This is a genomic window from Halomonas sp. DP1Y21-3, from assembly GCF_019801245.1.
Taxonomy (GTDB): domain Bacteria; phylum Pseudomonadota; class Gammaproteobacteria; order Pseudomonadales; family Halomonadaceae; genus Halomonas; species Halomonas litopenaei.
This window is the reverse complement of the sequence record NZ_JAHVJM010000004.1, coordinates 527,575-542,621: the sequence shown is the minus strand read 5'-3', so window position 1 is coordinate 542,621 and position 15,047 is coordinate 527,575. Positions and strand designations below refer to the sequence as shown.

Sequence of the window (15,047 nt, the reverse complement as noted above, 5' to 3'; positions counted from 1 at the left end):
TCCATGCTTGCCAAATGCACCGAAGGATTTGGCAAATCCACGGGCGTTATCGACTAACCCTAGCTTTAATGTGCCGATTTGGCAGTCAGATGGTGGAGATTCGGTGACGAAATCTCGCTGACATGACGTCGGGTCTGGCTGGGGGGATGGCCATAGTGCTTGCGGTAGGCGCGGGACAGGGCGCTCTGATGGGCGAAGCCGGTGAGGGCGGCGATTTCCGACAACGGCAGGCGACTGCGCATCAACAGCTGACGTGACGCCTCCAGGCGTCGACGCATCACGTATTGCCAGGGTGACATGCCCGTCTGGGCGCGGAAGCGTTCGGTAAAGTGGGTTTCGCTGAGGCAGGCGAAGGCTGCCAGATCGGCGACCTTGAAGCGGCGCGCCAGGTGATCGTCGATGTAGCGATCGAGCGCGCGCAGGTCGATGCGCCGGTGGTGCATCTCGCCGGTTTCATCGCCGGCCAGACGCGCATGCAACGAGCCCAGCAAGGTGGTCGCCAGGCGCTCCTGATGCAGGGCAGGGACGGGGCCCTCGAGCGCCAACTGATTCATTTCGGCCACCACGAAACCCAGGAACTGTTTCAGAGGTGCGTCCAGGGTGAAGAAACGTGGCGCGTCGAACAGCCTGGCCAGTTCATGATGATGGCCGGTGAGCGCCAGGGCGTCATCGGGAAGGTCGAGGATCAGTTGGCGGTTGTTGCCGGTGCCGGCGTAGTAGTGGAGGTGGTTGGCGGGCACGATGCAGCCGCAGAATGCCTCGATGGTGCCGCCAAGGCCTTCGATGTCGAAGTCGGCGCGCCCGGCCAGGGCGATCACGATCTGATGGTAGTCGTGGGAGTGATGGCGGGTCGCGGTGTCCAGAGGGATCTGCCTGATGGCGCTGCTCATCGGGGGGCTCCCGCAGGCGGTAACGAGGACGTCATCATACCCGATGGGTACAGGATTCTCACTGACTGTCAGTCCCCCCTGGGCTGCTCCCTGAGGCGGATACGAGCGGCCAGGTGGTCGCGCAGTGCACGCAGGTCCTCCTGTCCGGCGCTGTCCAGCAGGGCCTTGCCCCGGGTCACCCGGCCAAAGCGCCCGTGTTCATCGACCAGGCTGCGAGCGCGGCGTCGGACGCCGTCCAGGTACTCGTCGTGGCGAATCGGATAAAGGATGACGGCATTCCATTCATCTTCGCCAACTGTGCTGTCGAGAGCACGGTCGAACAGGTCAAGCAGGTGCTGTGGCTCGGTGCGGTATCGTGGCGTGCCGGACAGCATCAACACCGCGAGCACCGCGACGAAGACGACCAGACAGACGACGAACACGAGCAGAAACAAGGACAAGGTCATGGCACGGTAGATCGCTTGAAACGGGAAAGGACGGCTGATCGCAAGGCTCTCACATCCAGCCGCACATGTCGCGGGTCCCGATCTGCGTTGACGCTGGTGTGGTGGCAGGGGCGTTCATTGCATATTGTTACATTATGGATGGATGTGAGGCCGCACGACGTCGAGATCCTTGTCGGGGTGACGGCCTGTTCTGCCATCCGCCGCGACACCAGCTCTGAACCCCGTTCTGAACAGACAGGAATGCAGAGAGGAATGCCGAGAGTAGAGGGACACCGAGCAACAGCATGACGTGCCGGCCAATATCGCACCATCGCCGGCCATGATCGTCAGATAGTGTTCCGTCCTTGTATTTCCGGAACCGTGTAAACGAGGAGATGTGATGGCTCTGTTGGTCTCCCTGCTGCTGGCTGTCGCGTTGGGGTGGCTCGCCCAGCGTACCGGTCTTTGCATGGTGCGTGCGGTTCAGGGGATACGCATGTGGCGGCCGGGTCTGTTGCTGACCATCGTCGGCTGCGGCGTCTGGTTCTGGCTTGCCAGCCCCCTGTTCATCCATTTCCCTCTTGGCGAGGTGCTCAGACGTCACGCGATCGGGTGGCCCTTCGCCGTCGGTGGGCTGCTGTTTGGCCTGGCCGCGGCGGTCAATCATGGCTGTTCGATCTCGACCCTTTCCGCCCTGGCGCGGGGGCAGTGGCACATGCTCGCCACCATTCTGGGCTGGGTGCTGGGTTGGTGGATGCTGTACCTGGGCGCCCCTGATATCTCCTACACCCGTCTGGCGACGACCCTCACTCCGGCCTGGTGGCTGGTACTGAGTATCGTCGCAGTCTCGCTGCTGGCGATCTGGCGGCTGTCGCCGGCTCACCGCCGTATCTACGCGGGTGTTATGGTGTTCGGCGCGGTAGGCGGTCTGTTGGGCGTGCTGGAACCACTGTGGTCACCGAGCCAGTTGATTCGAGACGTCACCGAGCGTCCTCTGGCGATGGACATGGCCGTCGCCTGGCCTAGCCTCGGACGCGTCCTGATCAGCGTCGCGATCCTGGCGGGAATGCTGGTAGCGGCGCGAGCCCACTTCCGACCAGGCGAGTATCAGGGGTCCCTCGGGCGCTGGATGAAGCATCTGCTGGCCGGAATCGTGATGGGCATCGGCGCCTCGCTTGCGCTGGGTGGCAACGATCTACAGCTATTGATCGCGTTGCCGGCAGGCTCGCCGGGAGCGGTCGTCGCCCTGATCTGCATGATCGCCGGCATCTGGATCGGGCTCGCCATCGAGGAACGTTGGGAGCGACGCCAGGACCGGGACTAGGCGCGGCCAATGGCGGTCGGCAAGCATCCCGACAGCCGATTGTCAGACTGGCGGTGCTACCAGCGCTTGACGCTCTGCGGCTGGCACTGTCCCTCGAATGTCAGCCGTACAAGGTTCAGCTGGCCGACGGCAGCAGCACCTTGAGCGCGGCGATGCGAGCGTTGAGCACCTCGATGGCGACCTCGAGAGCCTCGCGTTTACGCGTTATCTGGCCGATATCACCTTCGTCGAAGGCCTCGTTCAACTCCTGCTGGCGCTGTTCCACCATCTGCTGACCCTCACGTACGCGTGACTCGGCCTGGCTGAGCACGTCTTCGCTGGTGCAGCCGCTTCGGACACCATCCAGGGCGAGTTCCAGTTCATTCACCCGTGCGGTGTCCTCGGCATGACGAGCGAAGGCGAGGTCATGCTCGAGTGCCTGCGCGCGCTGATCGCAGCTATCCCTCGAACCATCGGCCATGGCAAGTGTGCTCAGCAGCAGCCAGACAGGCGTCAGCAGCAGGGTGTGGCGATAAAAAGGCATACGGCGTCCCCACGACTTTTTGATTGTGGCGCCAGCCTAGCGTGCGAAAACCGAGCTTGAACAGGGGCCCATCGAAGGGGGGCGTAGTCTTTAAGTATGAGGCCGATTCAGCGGTAGCGGCATGAATGGCGACATGCCGGGGCTCGCGGTACCCGGGGCGCTGAACAGGCAAGGCCAAAGCACGAGACAGTGCTCGAAAACGACGCCTGATCGCAGGATGGGGGGAGGCCTGGAGCGGGTGAAGGGAATCGAACCCTCGTCTTAAGCTTGGGAAGCTTCTGCTCTACCATTGAGCTACACCCGCAAGGCGTTTTTGATAGTAATCTCCGTTGGTTACGCCTTGCAAGCAAAAGGCTCGCGCGGCGTGATTTTCGTCAACCGGACGAGCCCGGAGCCACGCCGCAGTCATGTGGCTTGTAGTGGCGACAATGACTGCGGTGCGGTATTGGTGCCTATCACACGCCACGATCAGAGCTTGCGAATCGCCGCCGAGACGTTGTGGGCGCCGTCCAGGATCTCGCGTATCACCAGTTGCGCCTCGCCGACCCGTTGCTGGCTGAGGTCACTGCGGGTGGCCACCTCGGTGATCTTCTGGTTGGCCAGTCGAATGCGTTGGTTGTTGTCGTTGAGCACCTGGGTGATCTGCTCGGCGGCGCGGGTGGAGCCCTGGGACAGTTCGCGAACCTCCTGGGCCACCACCGCAAATCCGCGGCCATGCTCGCCAGCGCGCGCCGCTTCGACCGCCGCATTCAGCGCCAGCAGGTTGGTCTGCTGGGCGATCCGCGAGATGGAGTCGGTTATGTTGTTGATCGCTCGCGTCTGCTCCTCCAGGGCGGCCACGATGGCTTGGGTCGCCTTGATCTCGTCGGCGGCCTGGCGCGACGACTCGACAGCCTCTTCGAGCTGGACCAGACCATTGTCGGCGATGGTCTCGGTCTGCTCCGCGGTGACTCGGGCGGACTCCACGGCACTGCGAGCGGCATCTTCGGCCTCGACAGAGCGGGTGATGTCGGTGGCAAACTTGACGACGCGTGTCACCCGGCCGGTTTCGTCGATCACCGGGTTGTAGGTGGCCTCGAGCCAGACGGTGCGCCCACTGGCGGTTATGCGTCTGAAGCGTCCCTGCTTGAAGGTGTTGGCGGCCAGTTCCTGCCAGAAGTCGGGGTGATCTCGATAGAAGGTGTCGTCGCAGAACATCCTGTGATGCCGTCCAAGGATGTCGTCGAGACGATAGCCCATCGTGGTCAGGAAGTTGCCGTTGGCACGCAGTATTTCGCCTTCCGGTGTGAATTCGATCACCGCCATGGACGCGTCGAGGGCGCTGAGCACAGCATCCTGACCGGACGCCGCAAGGCGATCGTCGGTGACGTCATTGGCAATCTTGAGAATGTAGTGAATCTTGCCTCGAGCGGAGCGCACAGGAAGATAGGTCGCCTCCAGCCATAACGGATTGCCATTGGCGTCGATGCGGCGAAAGGTACCGGTTTTCGACTGGCCGTCCGCCAGCCCCCGCCAGAATGCCTCGTAGGCGGGGTCCTGATGAACCTCTGGCGGACAGAACATGCGGTGGTGCTGACCGCGTATCTGATCGAGCCGATAGCCGACGGTGGCAAGAAAGGCATCACTGGCTTCGCGGATGGTGCCGTCGGGACGAAAGACAATACAGGCGGTGTGGCTATTCAGTGCGCGATACAGGGCGCTTATTCTTCTGGCCGATACCATCAAGTTACCTCGGGAGTGGAAGGTGCTGGGAGCAAGGTCGAAGCAGGTTCTTGTTTTTTCTTTTTAAAATGCCTTTTCCATCCTGGAGCCGGCACTGGAGCCGAACGAGTATCGGCCGATATCGCTCGAGCTTTAGTATCTTGCGGGCATAAATGAGGGAGAGCGCCTGGCCGCGCAGGAAAAGCCTGCGGGTCAAACGATGGAACACGGCGAGTTGGGGGCAGGAAGGCAGCGGCCCGCCACCATTCGGTGCGGGCCTGACGGAAATAGGCACAGGGAAAGGCAAAGGCAAAGGCAAGACCGCTTGGGTTGCGGACAGCAATACCCGGTAGGCCTTTTAGGGTCAGCGTCAACTTGAGTGTCAGCGTCGACTTGAGTGTCAGAGCGAACCGGCCAATACCAGCGTCAGTCCGTAGGCGGCCACGCCGGCAGCGACCGGCCAGCCCAGCGATCGCGTTCGATACCATACCGCCAGCGTCGCCAGTACCCCCACGCCAGTGGCGCTCCAGCTGGCGATGCTCGGCTGTGCCGGTACCAACGAGACGCCCAGCACGGCGGCGATCATCAAAGGCCCCAGCACCGACAGCCACTGCGGCATCGGTTCGACGCTGTCTTCCGTCTGGCGCTCGGCGAGACGACGGCGCATCCATATCAGGGGCGCCATTCTCATCAGCAGGGTGCCCAGGGTGGTCGCTACCACCGCCATCCACAGCGTAGTGGTCATGATCGACTCCTTGTGACCGGTGAACGTTTGACGATAAAGAAGCACAGTGCGCCGCACAGAGCCGCCAGGGGGATGCCGGCATTGGCCACCCCCAGCAATGCCAGCAGGGCGCCTGCGGCGATGGTCACCAGGGTCGCCAGGCCCCAGCGGAAGCTGGACAGGCGAGGCACCACCAACACGAGAAACAGGGCAGGCAGGGCAAAGGGCATCACCTCGCCCAGCAGCGGCCAGCGTTCCACCACCCATTCGCCCCCCAGTGCACCCACGGCGGTACCTGCGATCCAGGCCAGCCAGGCCAGCAGGGCGGCGCCGGTGTACCAGCCAAGCCGAGCCGCCTCCGGCAGTTGCGGCAGACGCGTCAGCGCCAGGGCGAAGACCTGGTCGGTCAGACCGTGCATCAGTGCAGGCCACCAGCGGCTCGTGCTCATCGAGGCGGCAAGGTTCGGGGCGTAGACCACGTGGCGAACGTTGATCAATAGGGTCATGGCGACCACCAGCCATAGAGGAGCGCCACCTGCCACCATGCCGACGAACACGAACTGGGAGGCGCCGGCATAGATCAGGGTAGAGATGGCGACGGCTTCCCAGGCACTGAAGCCCGCCTGGACGGCTACCAGGCCAAAGGAGATGGCGATGGGGATATAGCCGCCGAGCAGCGGGATCGCCTCGCGGACGCCGGTCACCCAGGGGCTGGCACGCAAAGGAGTCGTCGTGGTGGTCATCGAGAGGTTTCCGGTGGATGGTAGACGATGGTCAGGGTGGCGGAAGTGGCCTGGTTGTCGGACGCGTAGAGGTGTGGACGATCCGCCGCGAAGGTGACGCTCTGGCCCGGGCCCAGGGTGTGGCTCTCGTGCTCGGGGCCGGTGGTCAACCGGCCGGAGATCACCGTGACGGTCTCGTGCACGCCCGCGGGGTGCGCTTCGCTGAGCCGATAGACGTCAGGGTCCAGGCGCATCCAGTAGACGTCGACGGCCGGTTGGCTATCGCCCTGATCGATCAACTGGACCTGCACGCCTTGGTCATCCAGCGCCGTGGTCACGGGTTTTATCAGGGTGCCGAAAGGCACCTCGAGGCAGCTCGCCAGGCGCCACAGGGTGTCCAGGGTAGGGTTGCCGTTGCCCTGTTCCAGCCGAGACAGGTTCGACTTGGCGACGCCGGCGTCGCTGGCCAGGCGGGATAGCGACCAGCCACGCAATTGGCGCAGATGCTGAAGATGCCGGCCGAGTGCTTCGGCATGCAGCGTGTCGTCGCTTGAGAAGCTAGCTTGGGAGAAAGGCTCGATCATGAGGTCACTGTTCGGTTGAGCTGTTGTTCCATTTATCGAACGTTCTGTAAAAGGAACATAGGACGAATGTTGCGATGGCGTCAAGCCTGAGCTCGCACTGGGGGCAGGAGAAGACTCATGCGCTGTATCCGTCATGGACCAAACCGAATAGGGCGTGATTACGTCGTCGGTGACGTGCACGGCCAGTACGCCCAGTTGATGGAAGCGCTGGAGAGAGTCGACTTCGATGTCGCCCGGGACCGGCTGTTCTGCGTCGGTGATCTGGTCGACAGGGGAGAGGCATCGCTCGCCTGTCTGGCGCTGGCGCTTGAGCCCTGGTGCTTTGCGGTGATGGGCAATCACGAACAGATGGCGATCACCGCCCTGGCCGAAGGCGGAGGAATGGCCTGGGATCTGTGGCAGCGCAATGGCGGCAACTGGGTCTTTCTCGATGGCGTCGAGGAGGCCCGTAGCACCATGAACGCCGCCTGTCCGCATCTTCCGCTGGCTCGGGAAATCGTCGCGGGACAACGTCGCCTGGGCGTAGTGCACGCCGATCCACCCGACGACTGGGGCCAGATCGAGCAGACCCCGGCCGAGCACCTGCTATGGTCGCGGCGTAGATTCCGACGTGACAGCGGCGGCAGCCTGGACTCGACCCGCGTCGAGGGCGTCGATGCGGTGGTGGTGGGACACACCATCGTCGAGGCACCGCTGTGGCTTGGCAATGTGCTACATCTGGATACCGGTGCCTGTGCCGGCGGGCGCCTCACCCTGGCCGCTGTCGACGACATCCTTGATGCCATTCCCTGAACGACCTGGCCGGCGGTGCCCGTTGATGGCCGTCGAGTAGTGGCAGCGTCGAGCTCTTGCCACAGACCTTGGAACCGACGCAGAACGCTGTGGTCAGTAGGGCGCTTCTCTCACCGCTGTGCACCGTCCGGCCCAGGAGAGGAAAAAAAAATTTCGATGAAAGGAGAACTTTTCTGGTGACGACTGTCATATGTGGTACAGACAGCATGCGCGATGGCAGTCGTTAGCAGTGTTGATCTGGTTTGCTAAATCGATCGTTGCGCCTCATGGCTTCCATGGGGCGTTTTTTTTGCTTTGGCGAAGGTGCTCTCCCTCTCTCTCTTACCTGTGAGCCCGGGGCATATCAGGCATGCTCCATGAACGCCCTTACGGTTTGCACAAGCGCCAGGGGCATCTGGAGGATCGGGGAGGCCGATGCACGGCGGTGTGCCAGGCAATGGTGTCAGCGTTGGCGCTACCGACAGCACGCCCACCGCCGGCATCGTGATGCCGGCGGTGAGCGTCTACAGAAGGTGTTGCGCAACAGGAGGGGTCAGGCGCTTCGTTGATGGCGTCGCATGGTGAGCACGGCGGTAAGCACGTCGCGGCGGGTGACGATACCCACCAGTCGGCCCTGTTCGGTGACGGGATACACCTTGGGTTTTGCTCCCAGCATTTCCTGGGCCAGGTCGACGATGCTCTTGGTGGGAGACACCGACAGCACTTCGTTACGCATCATTTCATGGACCAGCGGTGCCTCGTGATCCAGATAGAGGCTCTCGATCACCTTGCCCAGCACGTCCTGCTCGGAGATGAAGCCGATCAGGTGATCGCCGTTGTCCACCACCGGGGCCCCTGGCAATCGGTGCAGAGCGAGACCTTCCGCCAGGGTGGAAATGGAGGTCTTGCCGCTGACGCGGTAGCAGTCCTTGGACATGATGTCCCGGACGATCGATGGAGGTGCCTTGTGTGGCATAACCGCTCTCCTTTGAAGCGGCCCGGCGCCATGCGTCGGGCCCTTGACCGTCAAGCGCCTGGACCGCACTCCAGGCAGCGTTCGGTGATCGCTGGACCCCTGCGCAGATGCACGTTGAGGTCCCTCAGTGCTGTTCTCAGACCTTCTTCGACCACCGGGTGGTAGAAGGGCATTTCCAGCAGGCGATCCACGGTCAATCGTTGGTCGATGGACCAGGCCAACAGGTGGCCCAGGTGTTCCGCCCTTGGGCCGAACATTTCCGCGCCGAGAAGAATTCCCGAGCCGTGCTCAGCGTAAAGCCTCAGCATGCCTCGGTTCTGCCGCATCACCGTGGACCGTCCCTGATCCTCGAACGAGACCTCGCCGATGGCCACGTTGGTCAGTTGTTCATCCCGACGCTTGAGTTCAGCGTAGCCTACTCCAGCGCTTGCCATCTGCGGATCGGTAAACACCACCGCCAACGGAGTACGCCTGCGACCGGCGCGAATATCCGGGTAGCGTCCGGCGTTTTCGCCTGCGATGCGTCCCTCGTCGGACGCCTCGTGCAGCAGGGGAAGATCCTGGTTGGCATCACCGGCGATAAAGATCGGTGCGGGCGAACCGTCATCGAAGCGACACTGCATGGTCAGCCGGTCGAACACCGGCACACCGCGGTCGTTGAGTTCCAGCCCGGTCTTCGGCAGGTCCAGCTTGTCCACGTTGGGCCGACGTCCGGTGGCCGCCAGCAGGTAGTCGAAGCGCTCGGTCTTCTCGGTGTTGCTGTCGCGACAGTGGAAGGTCACCACCACCTGATCGCCGTCCCGGTCGACCTTCTTGACGGTGGCGTCGGGGTCCAGCGGAAACCCTGTGTTGAACTCCTTGTCGGCGAGCGCCTTGAGATCGGGGTCGCCGAGAGGACCGATGGCGCCGCCGACGCCGAACATGCGCACTCGCACGCCCAGGTGGTGCAGCGCCTGACCGAGTTCGAGGCCGATGACGCCGGGCCCGAATACCACCACCGACTCGGGCAGGTCATCCCATTCGAACAGGTCGTCGTTGATGATCAGGCGATCCCCGGCGGCATTGAGAAAGTCGGGCCAGGAGGGGCGGGAGCCGGTGGCGATGACGATGCGCTTGGTCTTGATACGCGTATGGTCGCCCACCACCAGGGTGTTGGCGTCTTCGAAGCGAGCGGCACCGACGATGCGGTCGTCTTCCTCGATACGGGCCATCGAACTCAGTACGCTGCCGACGAAACGATCCCGCTCCCGCTTAAGGCGCGCCATCACAGCGGGGCCGTCGACGCTGACGCCGCTGACCTTGACCCCGAAGCCCTCGGAGTCACGTGCCTGCTGGGCCACGTCGGCGGCGGAAATCAGCAGCTTGGACGGCATGCAGCCGACCCGTGCGCAGGTGGTGCCGTAGGCGCCGGATTCGATCAGCACCAGCTTGTCGGTATGTTGTCGCGCCGCGTGCCAGGCACCAAGGCCGGCGCTTCCTGCTCCGATAATGGCGATCTCGACCTGTCTTTCCTGCATGATGTCTCTCCTGGGAGCTGAACATGGCGCTGTGGGGAACCCGTGGGGGTGACCTCTATCAAAACAGTAGGACAGTTGAGGCGGGTTTCTCTATCAATCAGGCGTTGCTGTTACATCAAAGCCTGTATTGGCACACTGAAATGGGCCATCGGAGATACCGGTGGCGTCATTCGACCCTGGAGGTAAGTTCTCTGATGGACGCGCGAGAGTATCTGGCCCGCAAGGGGCTCGACGGTGAGCGAGACAAGGAAAGGCCCAACACCCTCGAGGAAAAGGCCTGGGACCGAGCGCGGGAGTCCCACGACCATCGTCCCAGGGCCGGGACACCCCATGACTGGGAAGACTGGGAGCGTTACCACGATGTCCTGGCCGAAGGCGCGGAAAGCCTGGAGCAGAAGATTGACGCCGAGGCCCATCGCCAGGCCCAGGAGCAGGCAGCGCGTGACGCGCAGCCGCAGCGTGCGCAGGCTGGGGCGATGGATAGCCCTTCAAATAGCCCGGCAGATAGCCCGGCGGTGGAGCACTTCACCCCACCGCCTGTGCCCGAACAGAAGGAAGGCACCGATGCGCATGCGTCCAGAACCAGTGACGAGCCCATGACATCCTCGCCCCAGGTGGCGTCGGCGTTGATGGCGTCGCCAGCGGCCCGGCTCGCCTTGATGGTGCTGGTGCTGCTAATGCCCCCGCTGGCGGTGGCGGTAGCCGAAGGTGGTTCGCGCCGGATCGCGATTGCGTTCCTGCTGACCCTGCTGGGCTGGCTGCCTGGGGTGGCGTACGGGGCCTGGTGGTTGAAGCAGGTCAATCATTGAGGCGAGCAGGGCTCAGGGGGGCAAGCGTTGGGCCGGAGAGGGTGTTCGCGTATACTGCCGTAAACCTTTTTGACTAGTGGGAGTTTACGGTGGGCTATCTGGTGGTGGTCACCGCCCTGTGGGCGTTCTCGTTTTCGCTGATTGGCGTCTATCTGGCCGGTCAGGTGGACAGCTATTTCGCGGTGATGATGCGGGTGGGGCTGGCGGCGCTGGTGTTCCTGCCGTTGTTGAAGCCCGGCCTGCTCGATCTGCGCCACAAGCTCGCGCTGATGGCACTTGGTGCCGTCCAGCTTGGCATCATGTACATCTTCTTCTACCAGTCCTTCGTGCTCCTGTCGGTGCCGGAGGTGCTGCTGTTCACCATCTTCACGCCGCTGTACATCGCCATTCTGGATGACCTGGCGTTTGGTCGTTTCACTCCCTTCCATCTGGTCACTGCAGGGCTTGCGGTGATCGGCGCGGCGGTCATTCGCTACAAGGGCGTCAACGACGACTTCTGGCTGGGATTCCTGGTGGTGCAGGGGGCCAATCTCTGCTTTGCCATGGGGCAGGTCGGCTATCGGCGCCTGTCGGCGGCACTGCCCCCCTCGTTGCCTCGCCACCATGTATTCGCCTGGTTCTACCTGGGTGCGGCCTGCATCGCGCTGCCGGCCTTCGCGCTGTTGGGAAGCACCTCGGGGCTGCCGACAACACCCCTGCAGTGGGGGGTGCTGCTGTGGCTGGGACTGGTCGCCTCTGGGCTCGGCTACTTCCTGTGGAACCTGGGCGCCGTGCGGGTGGATGCCGGCGCCCTGGCGATCATGAACAACATGCTGATTCCTGCTGGCCTTGCGGTGAACCTGGTGATCTGGAACCGCGAGGCTGATCTGGTGCGTCTGGCCATGGGAGGCGCCATCATCGCCGGTTCGCTGTGGCTTAACGCCTGGTGGCAGCGGCGTCGCAGGACGGCGCCGGTCTAATTCATCGTCAGTCTGGGTGATCATCGATCTGGGCCAGCAGTTGGCCTGAGGCGCCGGGCGCGGTTTGCTCCGCCAGGCCCCCCTCGCCATAATGAGCGGTCGCCAAGGGAAGGATGCGTGGATGCAATCGTTCAAGAACATCGGACTGATCGGGCGCCTGGGCAGCGCCAAGGTGGTCGAGACCCTCAAGCGGCTGATTCGTTTTCTGGATGACGCCGGCTACCACGTGATCGTTGAAGACCGTACCGCCTCGGCGTTGCTGGAACGTGGCCACGCCGAGGCCAGTCGCCGCATGCTCGGTGAACTGTGTGATCTGGTGATCGTGGTCGGGGGCGACGGCAGCCTGCTGGGCGCGGCCCGCACCCTGTGTCGCAGCGGAACCCTGGTGCTGGGGGTCAATCGCGGACGGCTGGGCTTCTTGACCGATATCTCGCCGGATGAGCTCGAGGCCCGTGTCGGTGAGGTGCTGGCGGGACAGTACGAGGTCGAACAGCGCTTTCTGCTCGACGCCGAGCTCTACCGCGGGGATTCCCTGGTGGGCAGCGGCGATGCCCTCAATGAAGTGGTACTGCACCCGGGCAAGGCGGTGCGGATGATCGAGTTCGAACTGTTCATCGATGGCCAGTTCGTCTACAGCCAGCGCAGCGATGGCCTGATCATCGCCACGCCGACCGGTTCCACCGCCTACGCCATGTCCGGCGGTGGCCCGATCATGCATCCGAAGCTCGACGTGGTGACGCTGGTACCGATGTTCCCGCACACCCTGTCGAGCCGGCCCATCGTGATCGACGCCGGCTGCGAGATACGCTGTCATATCGGTGAGACCAACCAGACCTATCCCCACATCAGCTGTGACGGCCAGACCCGTGCCGTGGCCAAGCCCGATGATGTTCTGGTGATCCGGCGCAAGCCCCAGAACGTTCAGCTGGTGCACCCTCTGGGTCACAACTTCTATGACGTCCTGCGCAGCAAGCTGGGCTGGAGCAACAGGCTGGGAGATTGACGTGAGCAGGCGACTGGACGGCTACGACCTGATCGGCGACGTTCATGGCTGCGGCGCCACCCTGGCGGCGCTGCTGGAACGGCTGGGGTATCACCTGCGCGGCGGTGTCTATCGTCACCCCCAGCGCAAGGCGATCTTCCTCGGGGACCTGATCGACCGTGGCCCGCGTATCCGCCTGGCGGTCTCCATCGCCAGACGCATGGTGGAAGAGGGCGAGGCCTATATCGTGCTGGGCAATCACGAGATCAATGCCCTGACGTACACCCAGAAGGCCCCGCCTGAGCACGGCAGGGAATGGCTACGCCCGCATACACCGCGTCACAACCGCATCATTCGTGAAACCCTCGAGCAGTACCATGACCACCCTCAGGAGTGGGATGATGCCCTGGCGTGGTTTCGCCAGATCCCCCTGTGTCTCGAGATCGACGGCATCCGGGTGGTCCACGCCTGCTGGGACGACCGCCTGATCGAATCCTTCAGGCGGCTCCGGCCCGACGGCTGTCTGGACCACGACTTCCTGCTCCAGGCCTCGAGCCCGGGTACCGAAGAGTCGAGGATCCTCGAGCGCCTGACCCGCGGTGGTTCCATCGACCTGCCCGGGGACACGGTCATCCATTCCGGAGACGGTTTCACTCGACGAAGCTTTCGGACCCACTTCTGGGCACGAGACCCTCGCACCTGGGGTGACGTGGTGTTCCAGCCGGACAATCTACCGGGAGACCTCGAGGACCGGCCGTTGAGCGACAGCGAACGGGCCAGCCTCAGCTACTATGGCCCCGACCAGCCCCCGCTGTTCATCGGCCACTACTGGTGCGAAGGCGTCCCGGCCTTGCCGGCACCGAATATTGCCTGTCTCGACTACAGCGCGGTGAAGTTCGGTCGACTGGTGGCCTATCGCTACAGCTTTGAATCCCGCCTCGACGCCAACCACTTTGTATGGGTGCCGGTGCCCAGGGACGTGCGTGCGAGGCCCTTGCCCCGAGAGATCGTCTTCGATTGATACAAAACGTTACATTAAAGTCGAGCACCCGACTGAACCCTTTATCAAAAGCGGCGTCTGAGTAGGTGTTCCCTTGAATGATCCCTTGCTCTTGTCCGGCGGCCCCCTCCGCCGGACTTTTTCTGTGTGGATGAAAAAGACATCCTGCCATGCCCGGCTTGCCGTCGGGCCTTTCGCCCATCTGCGCCGCGTGTGACCGCTGCCCCTACCGGCCAACGTCATTTCAGGCCATCATCTCTGGGCCGCCACCCTTTTTCGCGCTGGAGACGCCATGTTCCGGGTCATGCTGATCCCCCACGATATCGATACTCGCGAGCTGCGACAGGCGCTCTGGTCGCACCGCATCGGACACCGTATCACCGACGAGGACGACGGCCAGGTACTGTGGCTGATGGACCCGAAACAGCAGGACGCTCTGGCCGAGGTGATCACTCGCTGGCAGCGGGGAGAGGCGATACCCGCGCCGAGTGCCTCGAAGCCGAGACCGGCACGTCACTGGTGGCCGCTGCTGCGCCAGCATCCGGTCACCTTATCGGTGCTCGGGCTGTGTCTTCTGGTGTTTGGTGCCATCGCTGTGTGGGGAGACATGGTGCTGGCGTGGCTGGCGATCGTGCCTGTGGGCATCCGTGGCGGGGCGCTGGCCGTCGGCAGTATCCCCGATGCGCTGGCGGCGGGGCAGGTGTGGCGCCCGCTGTCGCCGATCTTTCTGCATTTCGGCTGGATGCACCTGATCTTCAACATGATGTGGTTGTGGTATTTCGGCCGTCAGGTGGAGACCCTGCATGGCCCATTGCGCATGCTGACGCTGGTGGTGGTGGCGGGGCTTGCCGGTAACCTGGCCCAGTACGCCACCGGCACGGTACTGTTCGGCGGCATGTCGGGCGTCGACTTTGCGTTGCTTGGCTACGTCTGGTTGATGTCCCGTCGCGCGCCGGCCAGCGGCTTCTTCGTGCCGCAGATGCTGGTGCTGTTCATGCTCGGCTGGATGGTCTTCACCATGACCGACGTCGCCGGGCTGGTGGGCTTTGGCAATGTGGCCAACGAGGCGCACCTGGGCGGTCTGCTCGTGGGGCTGGTGCTGGGCTGGTATCATTCCCGCAAATCACGTCTTCACTAGAG

General features: G+C 63.3%; 16 protein-coding genes and 1 tRNA gene. 7 read left to right on the top strand and 10 right to left on the bottom strand.

Features of this window, described 5'->3' with window-relative positions; translation table 11 throughout:
- Positions 1-65: 65 nt before the first annotated feature.
- Positions 66-890 carry an AraC family transcriptional regulator gene (locus tag KUV74_RS14640; RefSeq protein WP_108133001.1) on the bottom strand — a complete coding sequence of 275 codons (825 nt, stop codon included), beginning with the start codon at positions 888-890 and terminating at the stop codon, positions 66-68.
- 68 nt (positions 891-958) lie between these two features.
- Positions 959-1,330, bottom strand: a complete 372-nt coding sequence (locus KUV74_RS14635; protein ID WP_045994420.1) for a hypothetical protein — start codon at positions 1,328-1,330, stop codon at positions 959-961.
- Between the two features lie 385 nt (positions 1,331-1,715).
- Here KUV74_RS14635 and KUV74_RS14630 point away from each other — a divergent pair, with 385 nt between their 5' ends.
- Positions 1,716-2,639, top strand: coding sequence for a YeeE/YedE thiosulfate transporter family protein (locus tag KUV74_RS14630; protein ID WP_222516697.1), 924 nt, complete (start codon positions 1,716-1,718; stop codon positions 2,637-2,639).
- Between the two features lie 115 nt (positions 2,640-2,754).
- On the opposite strand, the gene KUV74_RS14625 is transcribed toward KUV74_RS14630, so the two are convergent.
- From KUV74_RS14625 to KUV74_RS14600, 6 genes are all read right to left on the bottom strand, one after another.
- Positions 2,755-3,162, bottom strand: coding sequence for a DUF1090 domain-containing protein (locus KUV74_RS14625; RefSeq protein WP_045994404.1), 408 nt, complete (start codon positions 3,160-3,162; stop codon positions 2,755-2,757).
- Between the two features lie 230 nt (positions 3,163-3,392).
- Positions 3,393-3,466 (bottom strand) — tRNA-Gly (locus KUV74_RS14620).
- A 164-nt stretch (positions 3,467-3,630) separates the two neighbouring features.
- Positions 3,631-4,884: a PAS domain S-box protein gene (locus tag KUV74_RS14615; RefSeq protein ID WP_108132999.1), complete on the bottom strand. Its 1,254-nt coding sequence runs from the start codon at positions 4,882-4,884 to the stop codon at positions 3,631-3,633.
- A gap of 379 nt (positions 4,885-5,263) precedes the next feature.
- Positions 5,264-5,608: an AzlD domain-containing protein gene (locus tag KUV74_RS14610; RefSeq protein WP_045994407.1), complete on the bottom strand. Its 345-nt coding sequence runs from the start codon at positions 5,606-5,608 to the stop codon at positions 5,264-5,266.
- Positions 5,605-6,330: an AzlC family ABC transporter permease gene (locus KUV74_RS14605; RefSeq protein ID WP_213229565.1), complete on the bottom strand. Its 726-nt coding sequence runs from the start codon at positions 6,328-6,330 to the stop codon at positions 5,605-5,607. Before KUV74_RS14605 ends, KUV74_RS14610 begins: the two co-directional genes overlap by 4 nt.
- Positions 6,327-6,893 carry a helix-turn-helix domain-containing protein gene (locus KUV74_RS14600; protein WP_045994409.1) on the bottom strand — a complete coding sequence of 189 codons (567 nt, stop codon included), beginning with the start codon at positions 6,891-6,893 and terminating at the stop codon, positions 6,327-6,329. Before KUV74_RS14600 ends, KUV74_RS14605 begins: the two co-directional genes overlap by 4 nt.
- A 117-nt stretch (positions 6,894-7,010) precedes the next feature.
- Between KUV74_RS14600 and KUV74_RS14595 the strand changes: the two genes are divergently transcribed.
- Positions 7,011-7,685: a metallophosphoesterase gene (locus KUV74_RS14595; protein ID WP_222516696.1), complete on the top strand. Its 675-nt coding sequence runs from the start codon at positions 7,011-7,013 to the stop codon at positions 7,683-7,685.
- A 532-nt stretch (positions 7,686-8,217) separates the two neighbouring features.
- Here the strand turns inward: KUV74_RS14595 and KUV74_RS14590 are convergent.
- Positions 8,218-8,640, bottom strand: a complete 423-nt coding sequence (locus KUV74_RS14590; protein ID WP_045994411.1) for a CBS domain-containing protein — start codon at positions 8,638-8,640, stop codon at positions 8,218-8,220.
- Between the two features lie 50 nt (positions 8,641-8,690).
- Positions 8,691-10,157, bottom strand: coding sequence for a dihydrolipoyl dehydrogenase (locus tag KUV74_RS14585; protein WP_222516695.1), 1,467 nt, complete (start codon positions 10,155-10,157; stop codon positions 8,691-8,693).
- A 194-nt stretch (positions 10,158-10,351) separates the two neighbouring features.
- On the opposite strand from KUV74_RS14585, the gene KUV74_RS14580 reads away from it, so the two are divergent.
- The 5 genes from KUV74_RS14580 (at position 10,352) to KUV74_RS14560 (ending at position 15,045) form a co-directional block, all read left to right on the top strand.
- Complete coding sequence (locus KUV74_RS14580) at positions 10,352-10,966, top strand: YqaE/Pmp3 family membrane protein (RefSeq protein WP_222516694.1); 615 nt, start codon at positions 10,352-10,354, stop codon at positions 10,964-10,966.
- Between the two features lie 89 nt (positions 10,967-11,055).
- The gene (locus tag KUV74_RS14575; RefSeq protein WP_222516693.1) at positions 11,056-11,925 is read left to right on the top strand and encodes a DMT family transporter; all 870 of its coding nucleotides are present in this window, start codon (positions 11,056-11,058) and stop codon (positions 11,923-11,925) included.
- 121 nt (positions 11,926-12,046) lie between these two features.
- Positions 12,047-12,928 (top strand): NAD(+) kinase, encoded by an 882-nt coding sequence (locus KUV74_RS14570; RefSeq protein WP_108132991.1) that lies wholly within the window; start codon positions 12,047-12,049, stop codon positions 12,926-12,928.
- A gap of 13 nt (positions 12,929-12,941) precedes the next feature.
- Positions 12,942-13,928 carry a metallophosphoesterase gene (locus KUV74_RS14565; RefSeq protein ID WP_222516727.1) on the top strand — a complete coding sequence of 329 codons (987 nt, stop codon included), beginning with the start codon at positions 12,942-12,944 and terminating at the stop codon, positions 13,926-13,928.
- A gap of 271 nt (positions 13,929-14,199) precedes the next feature.
- Positions 14,200-15,045, top strand: coding sequence for a rhomboid family intramembrane serine protease (locus tag KUV74_RS14560; RefSeq protein WP_045994416.1), 846 nt, complete (start codon positions 14,200-14,202; stop codon positions 15,043-15,045).
- Positions 15,046-15,047 lie beyond the last annotated feature (2 nt).